This window comes from Acetomicrobium sp. S15 = DSM 107314 (assembly GCF_016125955.1).
Taxonomy (GTDB): Bacteria; Synergistota; Synergistia; order Synergistales; family Thermosynergistaceae; genus Thermosynergistes; species Thermosynergistes pyruvativorans.
The window spans coordinates 223,685-238,582 of the sequence record NZ_JADEVE010000336.1 but is presented as its reverse complement, the minus strand read 5'-3'; the positions used below and the strand labels follow the sequence as shown (position 1 = coordinate 238,582).

Below are 14,898 nucleotides of genomic sequence, written 5' to 3'. Positions count from 1 at the left end.
ATGATCTATTGTGATTTGAGAAAAATATGCAGGGAGCGGAGGATACCTAATAAATATATTCTCGCCCTCGTCGTAGCCAAGCGAGCCCATCAGTTGAGCGCGAGGAAAGACAAAATCTTGACGGGAGAGTACGAGAGAAGAAAGTTGATTTCCATGGCGCTCAAAGAAGTGGCAGAAGGAAGGGTCACCTTCAGAATCCCCATGTTTGCGCTCAACCCAGGCCCAGTGAACGAAGGAGGCGGCATTCCCAGTGGCGGCACTGTGGAAGAGTAATCGCCGCGTGCTCCTCGGCATATCGGGTGGGATATCAGCGTATAAGGCACCTCAGATTGTGAGGGCGCTTAAAAGTTACAACTGCGAAGTAGAGGTAATCTTAACTGAAGCGGCAGAGGGATTCGTCGCTCCCTTGGTCCTGTCAACATTGGCGGAAAGGAAGGTTTGGCGCCAATCGGACTTTTTGAATCCGGAGGAAGGGTGGAAAATTCCTCACATCAAATTGGCCGATTGGGCTGAAGTGACCCTTGTGGCGCCCGCCACTGCCAACGTATTGCGCCGTGCCGCCCTGGGCGAAGCCGAAACCCTCCTTGGCGCTGCGCTGTTGGCCACGCGTGCTCCCGTTCTCATCTTTCCGGCGATGAATGTACATATGTGGGAACATGAAGCCACTCAGGAGCACGTCAGGCGGTTGCGAGAGCTAGGGTATTTCGTCTTTGAGCCGGAGGAGGGAGAGCTGGCCTGTGGGTACGAGGGCAAAGGGCGATTGCCCGGCATTGATGTGGTCTTGGAAGAGACATGGCGATCCCTTTGCCCCCAAAAGGATTTGAAGGGCAAACACGTCCTTGTGACCGCTGGCCCCACATGGGAATTCATCGATCCCGTGCGGTTTTTGAGTAATCCGAGCAGCGGCAAGATGGGATACGCCATGGCCAGGACCGCTTGGTATAGGGGGGCAGAGGTAGTGCTCATCTCTGGTCCAGTCAATTTGCCTCAGCCTCACTGGGCGCACTTTGTCTCGGTCACTTCTGCTGAAGAAATGGGCCGAGCGGTGATGGAACATCTCTCGTGGGCAGATGTGATTGTAAAGGCAGCAGCTGTAAGTGATTTTAAAGCAGAAGAGAGAAAATCTCAAAAGATAAAGCGTCAGGAGAAAGAGAAGCTCGAATTAAAACTCGTGCAAAATCCTGATATCGCCGCTGCGGTGGGCTTAAACAAGAGACAGGATCAACTGCTGATCGGCTTTGCTGCGGAGAGCGAGAACTTTCTGGAGAACGCACGGTCCAAGATGACCCGCAAAGGCCTCGACATGATCGTCGTAAACGATATCACGGCGCCCGGAGCTGGTTTTGCTTCGGACACCAACGTCGTCAAAGTTTTGGATATAAAAGGCGTGATAGCGGAGCTTAGTGGGAGCAAGGAAGCTGTGGCAGACTCCGTTTGGGAGATAGCGTCAACGCGGCTTCCTTATGCGCGATGAGTTCATTTGTGGACGTGGCCCTTTTAGGTCTTTGGTGGAACAACCTTACCTACCGCACAGAGCGCCCGATAGATCCCGGTTGCAGGGTCGTAGTGCCCTTGAGAAAGACAAAGCGAGTAGGCTTTGTGGTATCGATGGCCGATCATCCTCCTGAGGGTGAAATACGCGAAGTCGAGGCCGTTTTGGACGACGCGCCACCATTGGGCCTCGAGCTCTGGGAATTGGCCAAATGGGCTTCGGCTTCATATCTATGCAGCTTGGGAAGAGTGCTCAAACTAATGTCACCGGCACCGCTCATGAAGGGAGAACTTGTGGGCACGTCCATCCAAGTGGCGCCAAAGGCAACCCGCGGCAAACTGGCATTTCGCTATGCCCCGAGAGATGTCACCAGATGGGGGCAGTATGTCGAACTTTTAGAAAAAGCCGGGGGCAATGCCCTGATTTTGTTCCCAGAGCAAATACAGGCTCACCTCTTCTGGAAAGCCTTGCCGGCGGAGTTAAAAGAAAAGGGATTGCTTTGGCCCGCCGGAGGCGGTAAGAAGGCGTGGGAAACGTGGCTTTCTGTCCGGCTGGGAAAGGTTTCGCTGGTCGTGGGATCTCCATCGGCGACCTTCGCTCCCTTTCCCTCACTCGATCTGATCGTGATCGACGACGAATGCAGCGGCGCCCATACGTGGCAGATGGCGCCGTACTTCAATTCGAGGCATATCGTCGCCAAAAGAGCAGATCTCACAGGGGCATCTTTCGTCTTGGGTGGGCGCATGCCATCCAGCGCGATCTACGCGAGGCATTCGCCCCTACCTCTGAAGCTTTCAAAGGGAAAAGTCCGTCTCGTTTCAATTCAAAGAGCCCATCTATTTGATCATCCGGGCATTGCCGACGCATTGCCGATAAATCAGTTGCTCATCCGACGCACACTGGAAGAGGTAAAGGCAAAGCGGACGGTTTTATGGGTTTTGGATCGCAAGGGATATGCCATGGAGGCGTTTTGCGAGGAGTGTGGATGGTCTTTCTTTTGTTCCAAATGCGGCGCTGCTATGAGGTTGGGTGAGAGGGGAGAGCAACTGCTTTGTCCGTTGTGCGGCGAGAGGCTCGCTCTGCCTGACTTCTGCCCGCGGTGCAGGAGTTCGCTGATTTTGGGGCGCCGACCGGGACTGGATATCCTCTTCCATACGGCAAATGCCTTATTGGGCGGAAGCCACCCGACGTTTTTGTGGCACAAAGAACTACAGAGGCAGCGTAAGCTGACTGAGATGCTCACGGCCCTTAAGGATGGAGGCCTTATAGTGGGTTCGAGATTGGCCCTCTCTCTGTTGGATATACACAAGGTTTCTTTGATCGGGTGGATGAACGCGGATGCTGAGGCTTCCAGGCCCTCTTACGACGCTAAATTCCAAGCCTTCAGGATGATTTGGGATTCATGTTGGCGCGGGATCGAACCCGACGAGAGGGAAGTGATAGTCCAAAGTCGTATTCCCGGTAAGGGATGGCAGAGAGGGCTTGTCAGGGGATGGAAGGTCTTTTGGGATGACGAACTCAAAGAGCGGCGAGAGCTTTCTTTGCCTCCATATGTGTATCTGGTCGAGATCTCTTCCCCTCGCGGCCGCAAGAAAGAGTTGGAGGCAACCTTGAAGAAAGCGGCTTTAACGGTGTATGATCCTGAAGCCGACAAGGACATCTTATGGGTCAAGGTTGAGCAACTGTGTCGCTTGCGGGAGGTTTTGCGGCCATTTATGCATATCGGTCAGTCGAGAAATGGTTTCCCAAAGATCGAGATACGGCGGGAGTGAAGGAATCTTGAGAATCGTTGCCATAGTGGGCCGTCCCAATGTGGGCAAGTCCACGCTATTCAACAAGATCGCGGGAAGGCGCATATCCATAGTAGACAGCACGCCTGGCGTCACACGAGACAGGCTTTATGTCGATGTAGAGTGGAGGGGGGAGCGCTTTCAGATAGTCGATACAGGAGGGCTGTCTACGCATCCAGACGAACCGCTTGTCGAAGGGATTAAAAGGCAGGTCATGCGCACAATGGAAGAAAGCGAGCTGTTCCTCTTCGTCATCGACGGTCGTCAAGGTATCACGTGGGATGACAGAGACATCGCCCTCCTATTGAGGAAGACAGGGCGTCCCGTCGTATTGGTCGTCAATAAGTTAGACGATCCAAAGCATGACTCAGCCTTATATGAAGCCTCAAACCTCGGTTTTGAGCATGTAGTAGGGATAAGCGCAGAACACAGCAGGAATCTCGGTGAGCTTTTGGATGTCATAATCTCGCTTCTGCCAGAGGACAAATATGCAGAGGGCAGAGAAGATGAAGAGATCGCCGTGGCCATATTGGGCCGTCCCAATGTGGGCAAGTCCAGTCTGTTAAATCTCATTGTCGGCCAGGAAAGATCATTGGTCTGCGAATCTCCTGGTACCACCAGAGACGCGATCGACAGCGCTATCGTCTTCGGCGGCAGGCGTTTTCGCTTTATAGACACCGCCGGCATCAGACGAAGGAGCAATATAGACTCTCCGGTGGAGTTTTATTCGACGCTCAGAGCGCAGAGAGCTATAGACAAAGCTCATGTAGTCTGCCTGGTAATGGATGCCACAGAGCATGCCACAGACCAGGACAAACGCATCGCGGGGCAGATTGTAGAGAAGGGCAAGGGCCTCATCTTAATCGTCAATAAATGCGACCTGATAGATGGAACGACATTGGACCATCTAACTGCTGAAGTCAGGGATGCCATGCAATTTGTTGATTACGCACCATTGCTCTTTATCTCCGCTAAGACCGGGATGAACGTCCACAAAATTTATCCAGCCATTGTAGAAATTCACGAGAATTGGCAAAGGAAGATCCCTTCAGCAGAGCTGAATCAAACGTTACGAGATCTTCTGACTTTCCAGACGCTTCCGAGTAAGGTGGGGAAGGAGCTTAAGATCGTCAAATGCACTCAGGTGAGCACAGCTCCTCCCACGTTCGCTTTTTCGGTCAACGATGTCGATCTCGTTCCCAAGACCTTTGAACGTCATATAGATAAATTATTTAGAAAGGCTTGGGAATTTGAGGGAACGCCTCTGCGCTTTTTCTGGAGAAAAGCCAGCAGGCGGTCGAAATTGCGGTAAAGGACTTGACTTGACAGGAATGAACAGGTAATAATGGGAGCCAGTGAGCGTACTTGCTACAAGTAAGCTAAAACATGAGTGAGGAGGTGTACTTGATGACGAAGGTGGATTTGATCGATGCGGTATCCAAGGCTACTGGACTTAGCAAAAAGGCATCCGGAGAGGCGGTAGAAGCTGTGTTCGACGCTATATCGTCTGCTCTCGCCAAGGGCGAAAAGGTGCAACTTGTGGGTTTTGGCACCTTCGAGGTGCGCAATCGCGCTGCTCGCCAAGGACGCAATCCCCAGAACCCCAGCCAGGTCATTAAGATTCCGGCAAAGGCGGTTCCGGCGTTCAGGCCAGGCAAAGCCCTCAGGGAGGCAGTGGACAAATAGCGGTATTGCGTTTTCTTAATTATCGGGGGTGGGTTTCCTCTCACCCCCAAGCAAGAGATCTTCAAGCTTGTCTCGAAGATAAAGCCAGTCTTCAATGCTCAGGTCCTCCGGACGAACGAGAGGACTTAAGTTTTGTCTCTTTAATAGCTCCTCGAGAACCTTTTTTTCGATTGGAAGGCAAGAACTTAACGCGTTAACCAAGGTTTTACGCCTTTTAGAAAAGCTCGCGCGTAGGACACGCCTCCATAGCCTGTCATTGGCCAACCCGATCCATCTGCTTATATTCATTTCAACGATTGCTGAGTTGACCTTAGGCATAGGGCGAAAGGCTGTAGGCGGCACTGAGCGCAATGTCCTCACGTTTCCCATAGCCTGAAGCGTAATCCCCAAAGGAGAACGCTCTTTAGAGTGTGGCTGGGCTTGAAGTCGCCGTGCGACCTCTTGTTGCACCATGACGATGATCCTACAGAGCCCCTTTGGAGCCAAATCCTCCAGAATATGCCACAAAAGCGGTGTAGTTATGTGGTAAGGTATGTTGGCCACTACCTTGTTCGGCGCGGGGGCGAGAGCGGTAAAATCCAACTTCACGGCATCCCCAAAAATGAGCTCAAGGCGTGGCCCTTCAAGCGTTTTTAGGAAAGGCTTCAGGTCTGTGTCAATCTCTACGGCATATAAGCGGCTACAACCCGTCTCCAAGAGGAGCCTTGTAAGGTTACCTTCCCCAGCTCCGATTTCTAATATTACATCGTCTTGGTTGACCTCGGCGAATTTCACGATCTGGTCGAGGATATTCTTGTCTACGAGGAAATTTTGTCCGAGCTTGCTCTTCGTCGAATGAAGTCTTCTGGCCATATCCTTCTTTTGAATTAAGAAAGCGGGAAGCTTTTTCGGCTTCCCGCTTAGATTTCTGGTCGGGACGAGAGGATTTGAACCTCCGACCACCTGCGCCCCATGCAGGTGCGCTAAGCCAGGCTGCGCCACGTCCCGCGCTTATGCGTATATTTTAGCTGGACGAGGTCCTCAGGTCAAGCGCGCGAGATCTTCTTTGCGTAAATCACCAAATCGTCTCCGAGCTGATAGAAATCCTCAATTCGCCCCTTTTCTTCAAAACCGCAAGACTTATAAAATGACCTCTGTCTTGTGTAAGTGGACTTACCTGAGGTTTCAATCCTTAGGATCGCCTGTCCTGCCTGTCCAACAGCTTCTCGTTCCACCTGCGCCATCAGCGATTTCCCGATACCCTTGCCTTGCAACTCCGGATCCACAGCTATCCAATATACATCCCAGGCGTATTTCGTCATGGGGGTCATCCCAAAGATGACAAACCCGCCGACCTTTTGATCGTCGAAAAAGAGACGCAAGCGATATTCTTTCCCCTTAGAAACAGCCCAGTCGCGTAGAACCTCCTCGAGAACATCAATTTCGGCTTCCGAGAAGGCATTCGTCCGATGAGCTATATCGATGCACTGTGCTACTAAATCCTTTGCGTAGCTTGACATATCCAAGCCTCCCATTCATGGCCATTTCGACAAGTCTCGCTACCATAGAACTATAATCATACCCTCTATGTTCGCTCTCCTTTGTAAAGCCGCTGTCGACGTTGATATCCGGGTTTGGATTGACCTCAAGGATATAGAGTCCATCCGCTCCTTCTCGCAGATCGACCCTGAAATACCCCTGACAGCCCATGACGGAACCTGCTTTTCTGCATAGTTGCTCGATTTCCCTGCGACGCTGCGGCTGTATCCCTTTTTCTATGACCGTTACGATCTTTTGATAATCGATACTTTCAGGGCGCCATTTGGAATCGAAACCGCGGTATGTGCTGGTGCCAAGGTCTTTCCTGTACTCCACGCGCGCTGCCGCCACAAACTCAAAGGGTTGCACCCCCATGAGGGCAGCGCTGTATTCAGGTCCGTCGAGGTATTCTTCCACAATGACGCCATGGGGGAAGAGTTGCAGTCTTTCTTTCAACAGGTGCCAAAGATCGACTTTGTCGTAGACGATGGAGTCACCATCTATGCCGACGCTGCCATCTTCTAAGCGTGGCTTCAAGAAGAGAGGAAACCTCAATCTTGAGACTTTGTGTAAATCCCTTTCAGAGGCGATACAAACTCCAGGCGCTATCGGAAGCCCAGCCCTGCGAAGCATCTCACGAGCGATAGCCTTGTCGAGGCAGTTTGCCAGTGCACGAGATCCATTGCCTGTAAATGGTATGCCCAGGGATTCGAGCAAAGCTGCGAACTGCGCCTCCATGAAAGGCGAATTCGAAAACCCCTCAAATAAGTTAAAAACACATGCCGGCTCATACTGTAAGATTTTCATCATCAAGCTTTCGTATGAGCAAAAATCTTCCCTCGTTATATCTGCAGGGATGGCTTCATAACCCGACTTTTCCAATGCTTCCATTACCGAATTGCGACATCGCAAGACGTCCAAAACGTCTTCCCTATCGGTCTCTTCGCGCCCCACGACTACGACTATGCGACGATCATTAATACTCGGCATAGGGGACCTTCACCTCGACTAAATATGGCCAAGACAGGCCATATCGAGCGAAAGACTCACTCAGGAAGCCTCGTATGAGGTCTTCGTACCTTCCACCGCTGAGCCTATAGAGGATCGGAAGATCGCTGTAAACTTCAGAAAGGCCTGGCAATGGATTTACGTCTATGATCTTAGGAACGCCCCACCTATCAAGCTTGAAATCTATGCGTGCGATGTCCTTGAGCTCTAAGAATTGAAAGCATCTTATGGCATCTCTTGAGATCGATAGGCGAATCTCTTCGCTCAAGGTCTCAGGAGGCGCATAATGGACCTTTTGCTCCCAATTTCTCTTGTGCTCAAGCGTGTAGAAGCTGTGGCCATCGTCGGTGGGTTCCGGGTTGACTGCCATCATGCCTATTACTTGCGGTGGCCTATTGCCAAGCACACCGACGGTGATCTCGATTCCTGGAAGGTATTCCTCGACGATGGCCGGCTGCCTGTAGCGTTCCCAAATCCTCCTCACCTTTTCGGTGAGCTCGGTGTGAGTCCTCACTACAGAATCGGCAAATATGCCCTTGGACGAACCTTCCCAACGTGGTTTCACTATATATTCCCTGTGATGCAAAAAAATCTGTCCGTGTGTCCAGAGGTCACCCTCCTCAGAGAACATGAAGAGCGTCGGCACCGGCAGCCCGGCAGATACGAGCATATGATGTGTGAGCCACTTGTCTAACGCAAGGGCGCAAGCTACGGAGTCTGAGCCTGCATAGGGAATTCCAAGACTTTCAAGAATTGCCGGCACTTGCGATTCGCGCCCTCTCATGACTCCCAAGCCTTCGGCAATGTTTACGACGAAGTCCGGCTTGGTTTGCCTGAGGGCGTCAAAGAAGAAGTCGTTCTGCTCCAGCAGAACGACTTTAAACCCAAATGCCTCTATTGTGTCTTTAAGTGACCTAACTGTCTCTATGCAATCATATTCTTCATAGCGGTCGTCAGGTTCATCGCCAGCGGCGCAGCGCCGCAGATTATAAGCGATGCCTATAACTCTGACTTCCGCTTTTTCATTTACATGCGATGGTCCAGGATCCTCCTTTTCCATCATTACAACTACGCCCCCCGAAATTAAGAGTTATTCCCTTGCGGGAAGTGAAGCTAAGGCCGGAAGTCTACCATTCCAGTCCTTCGATTCACGTCACCTCCATTTATCTTTCGACACGCTACAAGACCTTCCTGTGATACCGGCATCGCGGTCCCAAAGCATCATTCGCATAGCCGTCAGGGGGCACACACTCACATAATCCACGCGCTTTCTCGCTTGCAATGTCGAAAGATCGTTTGTATTCGACGTCTTTTATTTGCGGATTATACTCGGCTTTGGACGAAATACAATAGGTTTGAGGCGCGAATTTTTACTCAGTTTTTCAAAAGACATGCCAGGACCCCTGTCGACCCAATCCGCGCTTTTTCGGTAAAATACAAAGGGTAATGTTTCTAATTACAGGCCCGTCTTCGTTTGGCAAGGGCTCGCTCTGACTATGAGGCGAATATGAGCGGTAAAGCACCAAGGATGATTTGTGCGGTGATATCTGCGTTGCGCACATCCACCACCTCGTATGGCGAATGAGAGTAACGGCGCGGAATTAGGAAGGGCAAACAAGCTATATCGGGGTGGGCATCGAAGATTCGGCATGCATCTGTGAATGTGCGGCAGTTTATGTCCTCGTTTACGGGGAGACTTTGCTTTCTAGCGCTTTCCATCATCGCATCGCCTAAGAGAGCGCTCGAAAAGAGAACTGATGGCGGATAGAGCGGCCCTTTTGGTTGAGACATCACAAAACGTCGCACTACTGGGCCAGAGTCCAAACGAGGGTTTTCGGGTAGAGCGGGGTCGGAGGCGAAGGCCGTGTCTATTGCAACAGCCCAGGTGGGTTTTATCTCTCCGGCGGCGAATACTGCCCCATGCCCCCCGACCTCCTCCTGGACCGTGGCTACATAGTATATGTCGTACTCGGGTTGTTCCGTCAGCTTTTTGGCCACCTCGATGAGGACGCACAGACCGATCCTGTCATCTATGGCATGACTCGCTAGTATTCTCTCATCTGGGCTGAGCCATCTCGGATTTGTGGCAAACACGATGGGATCGCCGATCCTCACGTCAGATGTGCGGCTTCCCGCGTCGACCCAAAGCTCTACTTCTCCTCCGGCTTCCGCAAGGTGAGCGCTCGTAGAGCGGATTACGCCTGGAATGTCTTCGCCCCTGGCAAGGATGAGGGCCGGCGAACCGAGGAGCGTCCTTGGATCTATCCACCCGACTACCTCGAAGCGCACGACATCGCTTACAGATCTTACGACGAGGCTGACTTCGTCCATATGAGCGGCGAGCATCAGGCTGTTTTGGGAATTTTTGCCTTTCTTTTTCCCAACGACGTTGCCCGCTCCGTCGCGCCAGACCTCATCCACATGGGGGCTCAGTTTCACCTCCATCCACGCCGCTACGCGTCCTTCGTGGCCGGACGGGCCGGGAATCTGTACTGCCTCAAAAAGGAGTTTGCTTATCAAGCTTACACTTCCCTTCACCGTGATGTGCTCACCTTTATGTAAAGTCCCATTATAGAACATAAAGGCATTTAGGCGTGCCGGTCATATTCCGCAGATGCTTTTTGTCATCTTCAAAAGTGACTCAAAATAGGGTATGATACTTTGGCCGCTTTAGAAATTATTTCAAGAAGGAGGCCCAACTGATGGATGTACCCGCTAATATCGTAGATAGGATATCTCGCAGAGTCGATGAGATGAGAGATGAGCTTGTGACTTTTTTGAGCGATATGGTGAAAGTGCCCACAGAAAACCCGCCCGGTCGATACTATAAGGAGTGCGCTCAACTCATAGGCGAAAAGATGCGCGAGTTTGGTCATGAAGTCAATTACGTGGAGGTCCCACCAGAAAGGCTTCATGAGCTGGCTCCTCATGGGAACGGCCTCCCGAGGGTAAACGTCGTAGGGCGCATAAAGGGAGAAAAAGAAAAGCCTCTGCTCCATTTCAACGGTCACTACGATGTAGTTCCGGCGGGGGGCAATTGGACCGTCGACCCCTTCGGCGGAGTGGTGAAAGATGGCAAGATTTATGGGCGAGGAGCCTCGGACCAGAAGTCGGGTATAGCGGCACAAGTATTCGCGATAGAGGCGATAAGGAGAGAAGGCATATCCCTGTTGGGAACGGTTGAATCGAGCGCGACTCCAGACGAGGAGAGCGGCGGCCAGGCCGGCGTAGGGTACTTGGTAGAGCAAGGGGTCATTTCCAAGGACAAGAGCGATTATTGCGTCATTACAGAGTGTTTGGACTATGACAAGATATGCATAGGCCACCGCGGCACGCTCTGGTTTGAGGTCAAGACCAAAGGGAAGATGTGCCACGGGAGCATGCCGGTCTTGGGCATAAACGCTATAGAAAAGATGGTAACTGTAATAAACGCGTTTAACGCAAAAATAAGGCCCAAAATAGAAGCCATAAATACAGCCTATCCCGTGATGCCGCCCGAGGCGCGGCAATCCAGCTTGACCGTTACGGTGATCAATGGAGGCGCTAAGGTGAATGTAGTGCCAGATGAGTGCACGGCCCAATTCGATTGGCGGCTTGTGCCGGAGCAGGATGTATCAAATTCATATGCGGAGCTCCTGTCCTGTCTGGAAGAGATCAAAGGAAGCGATCCCACATTTCAGTATGAGGTAAGCAAAATCATGGAGACAGAGCCGACCATCGTTCCCACCGACACGAGCGTGGTCAAGGCTTTTCTCGCAGCGGGCAAGACAGTATTGGGAAGGGAACCAGATTTCTCCGTAAGCCCTGGCAGCGACGACCAAAAATACGTGGTCCACAAAGCTGGCATAGATCAGTGTATAGTCTACGGTCCTGGCCCTCTGAGCCTGGCTCATAAAAGCGACGAATATGTAGAAGTAGAACATCTCGTCAAAGCCACAAAAGTAATGGCGATAGGCGCCCTTTCTCTGTTGGGCTTCAAAGCGTAGAAAAAATTACTGTTTCATGACGAGCTGGGAGAGCTGCAAGGCGTTTATGGCAGCATACCCAGCCTCGTCGTTGTCGAAGTAACAGAAGATGTCGTAGCCGTTGCTGGTCCAGCGATATATCTTGTTGGCCAATGACTCTATGAACTGCTGTGAGTATGACCCTCTGTACCTCACCGCGGGGCCGTGTAGCCTTATGTAAATGAAATTGGCCGTTACGACTTCAGGCGGACGCAAGCCTTCAAAATCATAGAGGCACATGGCTGCATTGTGGCGCTTGAGGAGGTCGAAGATGCGATCATCAAACCAAGACTTGTTTCTCAGCTCAAAGGCCCACAAGTGGGACCTATCCAAGTTATCCAGAAAAGTGCCGAGCCTTTCCGGATCGAGCTTCATGCTGGGAGGAAGCTGAAAGAGTATAGGACCGAGTTTCTCTTTGAGCAAGCTCACTCGTTCCAGAAAGGGTGGAATTGTGTCCTTAGGATCTATCAACCTCTTGACGTGGGTTATCTGGCGACTCGCTTTTACCGCATAGAGAAAGCAGGATGGGGCCAAGGCGCGCCAGCGCCGCACGGTTTCCGCCTTCGGGAGCTTGTAAAAGGTGCTGTTTATTTCGACCGTATTGAAGCGCTCCACATAATACTTGAGAAACTCACCGGGTCGCAGTTCAGGCGCATAAAACGGCCCAACCCAGTGCACATACGACCACCCCGAGGTTCCGACCCAGGATTTTCCTCTCTTCGTCATCATGTCTGCCCCCCCACATAATAATAACAGCTACCTACTTTGACTCTTAAGGTGTAAGATGAAATACATCGCATAGTCCAAGCATGAGGTGTGGATGGGGGTCAAATGGCCGAAGATAAAGGTGCTTTCCTCGGCAAACTGCAAGAGGTATTGGACAAGGTGGCCCAAGCGCTTGAAGAGGGATGCGCCGAGGTTCAAAAGATCAGAAGCGGCACTGTGGATCGCTTGAAGATCGTAAGGCAGGAGTTTGGAGAGATTCAAAGCAAGATGGAGGTCACAATAGCAGAACACGAGACCACGCAAAGGGCATATGCTGCTGCAAGGCGTCGTCTTGTCGAAGCGACGAAATCAAAGGACGAAGCAGCCGAATGGCAGGCGTATCACGAGGCTGAATACCTCCTTCAGCAAAAAGGAAGACTCGAAGAGAGAGAGGCTCATCTGAGGCGAAGGAGAAATGACCTCGAGCGCGAGATAGCAAGACTCGAGGAGACGCTGAAGCAGAGCGACCAAATGCTTCATAAGCTAGAGCTCGCATTACAGCTTCTCCTCTCTCAAGCGGACGATATCTCTTCTTTGCTCGAGGGCGCGGACTTTAGGGCTTTGGCAATAGCGCTTGAGTTGATCGAGAGGGAGAGACGCCGTCTATCGAGAGATCTGCACGATGGTCCGATTCAGGAATGTGCATCGCTTTTGCTCTCCTTGGAGCTATTAGATCGGTTCTGTGCCGAGGGAAAATTTGATGAAGTCGTAAGTTGCCTGAAAGAGGCCAAGGCTCAACTTCAGGGCACAATGACGAGCATGCGCAACTTTATTCAAGGGCTAAAAACCTTAGAACCGGAAGACACGCTTGAGGGTGCCATACGCAATCTCGCTCACCGCACCGAGGTTACCTACGGCGTTCCTGTAAAGGTATCTTTTGAGGGCAAGATGCCCTCGCTGAGAAAAATCCTGCTCGCACACTTGTTTTATATTATACAAGAAGCCACGATCAACGCTGCAAGGCACGCGCGCGCTAAGGAGATAAAAATTATGGTAAGTGGTGGCGAAGATGCCCTGCGAGTCAAAGTGGTAGATGACGGAGTGGGCTTCGACGTTAGAAAAGCGCTTGATGTCGCCGAGAAAGAGGCGTGGGGTTTGCGCAGCATGCTCGACAGAGCGCAGATCTTGGGGGGAGAGATCTCTGTCGAAAGCGCGCCATCGAGAGGTACGATCGTCACGCTCGTCGTTCCACTTTGATATGAGCTACATTGCCTTGCTCCACCTCGTGCCGTGTGGTGTATCCTCAAGGATTATTCCCTTTTTTGCCAGCTCCTCTCTGATTGCATCGGCTTTTTTGAAATCTTTTTCCTTGCGGGCCTTTTCTCTCTCGGAGACGAGCCTTTCTATTTCGCTCGTCATCAGATCATCGATGTCGTTTAAACGCTCTATGCCTATTATCCCCATCACCCGGTCGACGCGTGCCAAAAAACGCTCAGCCTCCATCAGAGATTCTTCGTCCACTTCTTCATGTTGAGCGAGATATGTATTTACAGCGCGCACGCACTCAAATGCCGCACCCAACGCACCGGCGGTGTTGAAGTCATCGTTCAACTCCTCCTCGTAACGCGCTTCTGTTGCCTCTATAGTCTCTCTCAAGGCGTCATCTCTCTCTTTTTTTCTCGGTCTGTGCCGCAGAGCGAAAGAGAGCTCTTTCCAGCCGTTTTGCAGTCTCTCCGCGGCGCCTACGGCATGGTTTAAGGCTTCGCCGCTGAAGTTCAAAGGCGAACGGTAATGAGCGCTGAGCATGAACAGGCGTACGGCGATGGGCGAATAGAGCTTCATCGCTTCCCGTACGGACACTATATTTCCTAACGATTTAGACATTTTTTCTTCCTCTATGAGCAGATAGCCGTTATGTATCCAATAGCGGACGAATGTCTTCCCCGTAGCCGCTTCGGCCTGCGCTATTTCGTTTTCGTGGTGAGGAAAGAGCAGATCGCTTCCGCCCGCGTGTATGTCTATCGTCTCTCCTAATATGTTGATGGCCATGGCACTGCACTCTATGTGCCAGCCCGGGCGACCCATTCCCCAAGGGCTGTTCCAAGCCGGCTCACCCAGTTTTTGTGCCTTCCACAGAGCGAAGTCCAGCGGATGTTTCTTCTTAGGGTCAATTTCTACGCGCGCTCCCGAGAGGAGTTCTTCGAGGCTTTGCTTCGACAGCCTTCCGTATCCCGGGAAGCTCAAGACATCAAAATATACATCGCCGTCGATTACGTAAGCATGCCCTCTTTCTATCAATCTCTCCACGAGTTTTATTATTTGTGGGATATAATGCGTGGCCCTTGGATGCGCTGTGGCGCGCTGTATGCCGAGCGCATCGGCGTCCTCAAAATAAGCGGTTATGAAGCGCTCTGCCAACTCGTCCACGCTTATCCCTAAGTTACGCGCCTTGTTTATCATCTTGTCGTCTATGTCCGTGAAGTTCTGTACATAGACCACCTCGTATCCCATGTCTTCCATATGGCGCCTCAGTATGTCGAACAAGATAAACGGCCTGGCGTTTCCCACGTGGATGTAATCGTAGACGGTGGGACCGCATACGTAAAAACGCACCTTCCGCTCTTCGAGCGGAGTAAAAATTTCCTTTTGATGCGTCAAGTCATTGTATAAAGACAGCGACATGAGTCGCACCTCC

At 51.6% G+C, this 14,898-nt stretch carries 14 protein-coding genes and 1 tRNA gene; 7 read left to right on the top strand and 8 right to left on the bottom strand.

The genetic code is table 11. The features are described from left to right. From rpoZ to EZM41_RS10755, 5 genes are all read left to right on the top strand, one after another. Nucleotides 1-273, top strand: a complete 273-nt coding sequence (rpoZ, locus tag EZM41_RS10775; protein ID WP_198471081.1) for a DNA-directed RNA polymerase subunit omega — start codon at nt 1-3, stop codon at nt 271-273. After that, nucleotides 251-1,474 (top strand): bifunctional phosphopantothenoylcysteine decarboxylase/phosphopantothenate--cysteine ligase CoaBC, encoded by a 1,224-nt coding sequence (coaBC, locus tag EZM41_RS10770; protein ID WP_198471080.1) that lies wholly within the window; start codon nt 251-253, stop codon nt 1,472-1,474. Before rpoZ ends, coaBC begins: the two co-directional genes overlap by 23 nt. Continuing rightward, nucleotides 1,471-3,264: a primosomal protein N' family DNA-binding protein gene (locus EZM41_RS10765; RefSeq protein WP_198471079.1), complete on the top strand. Its 1,794-nt coding sequence runs from the start codon at nt 1,471-1,473 to the stop codon at nt 3,262-3,264. The genes coaBC and EZM41_RS10765 overlap by 4 nt, the downstream gene beginning before the upstream one ends. Nucleotides 3,265-3,271: 7 nt before the next feature. Further along, nucleotides 3,272-4,594 carry a ribosome biogenesis GTPase Der gene (der, locus tag EZM41_RS10760; RefSeq protein ID WP_198471078.1) on the top strand — a complete coding sequence of 441 codons (1,323 nt, stop codon included), beginning with the start codon at nt 3,272-3,274 and terminating at the stop codon, nt 4,592-4,594. 95 nt (nt 4,595-4,689) lie between these two features. Beyond that, a complete protein-coding gene (locus EZM41_RS10755; protein ID WP_198471077.1) occupies nt 4,690-4,968 on the top strand; it encodes an HU family DNA-binding protein in 279 nt (92 codons plus the stop codon). A 15-nt stretch (nt 4,969-4,983) separates the two neighbouring features. Here the strand turns inward: EZM41_RS10755 and rsmA are convergent, their stop codons facing one another. The 6 genes from rsmA to EZM41_RS10725 form a co-directional block, all read right to left on the bottom strand. Further along, nucleotides 4,984-5,820, bottom strand: coding sequence for a 16S rRNA (adenine(1518)-N(6)/adenine(1519)-N(6))-dimethyltransferase RsmA (gene rsmA, locus EZM41_RS10750; RefSeq protein WP_198471076.1), 837 nt, complete (start codon nt 5,818-5,820; stop codon nt 4,984-4,986). Between the two features lie 56 nt (nt 5,821-5,876). Next, a tRNA-Pro gene (locus tag EZM41_RS10745) sits at nt 5,877-5,955 on the bottom strand. A 38-nt stretch (nt 5,956-5,993) separates the two neighbouring features. Beyond that, the gene (locus EZM41_RS10740) at nt 5,994-6,467 is read right to left on the bottom strand and encodes a GNAT family N-acetyltransferase (protein ID WP_198471075.1); all 474 of its coding nucleotides are present in this window, start codon (nt 6,465-6,467) and stop codon (nt 5,994-5,996) included. Then, nucleotides 6,385-7,476 carry a D-alanine--D-alanine ligase family protein gene (locus tag EZM41_RS10735; protein ID WP_198471074.1) on the bottom strand — a complete coding sequence of 364 codons (1,092 nt, stop codon included), beginning with the start codon at nt 7,474-7,476 and terminating at the stop codon, nt 6,385-6,387. The genes EZM41_RS10740 and EZM41_RS10735 overlap by 83 nt, the downstream gene beginning before the upstream one ends. Continuing rightward, entirely contained in the window at nt 7,463-8,557 is a 1,095-nt protein-coding gene (locus EZM41_RS10730; RefSeq protein WP_232619292.1) for a D-alanine--D-alanine ligase family protein, read from the bottom strand. Before EZM41_RS10730 ends, EZM41_RS10735 begins: the two co-directional genes overlap by 14 nt. Nucleotides 8,558-8,988: 431 nt before the next feature. Continuing rightward, a complete protein-coding gene (locus EZM41_RS10725) occupies nt 8,989-10,032 on the bottom strand; it encodes a M20/M25/M40 family metallo-hydrolase (protein WP_198471073.1) in 1,044 nt (347 codons plus the stop codon). A 164-nt stretch (nt 10,033-10,196) separates the two neighbouring features. Between EZM41_RS10725 and EZM41_RS10720 the strand changes: the two genes are divergently transcribed. Continuing rightward, nucleotides 10,197-11,480 (top strand): acetylornithine deacetylase/succinyl-diaminopimelate desuccinylase family protein, encoded by a 1,284-nt coding sequence (locus EZM41_RS10720; RefSeq protein WP_198471072.1) that lies wholly within the window; start codon nt 10,197-10,199, stop codon nt 11,478-11,480. Nucleotides 11,481-11,486: 6 nt separating this feature from the next. Here EZM41_RS10720 and EZM41_RS10715 read toward each other — a convergent pair whose 3' ends face one another. After that, the gene (locus EZM41_RS10715; RefSeq protein WP_198471071.1) at nt 11,487-12,227 is read right to left on the bottom strand and encodes a DUF72 domain-containing protein; all 741 of its coding nucleotides are present in this window, start codon (nt 12,225-12,227) and stop codon (nt 11,487-11,489) included. A gap of 102 nt (nt 12,228-12,329) precedes the next feature. Between EZM41_RS10715 and EZM41_RS10710 the strand changes: the two genes are divergently transcribed. Beyond that, entirely contained in the window at nt 12,330-13,460 is a 1,131-nt protein-coding gene (locus tag EZM41_RS10710; protein ID WP_198471070.1) for a sensor histidine kinase, read from the top strand. 6 nt (nt 13,461-13,466) lie between these two features. Here EZM41_RS10710 and cysS read toward each other — a convergent pair whose 3' ends face one another. Beyond that, nucleotides 13,467-14,885, bottom strand: coding sequence for a cysteine--tRNA ligase (gene cysS / locus EZM41_RS10705; RefSeq protein WP_198471069.1), 1,419 nt, complete (start codon nt 14,883-14,885; stop codon nt 13,467-13,469). Between the last annotated feature and the right edge of the window lie 13 nt (nt 14,886-14,898).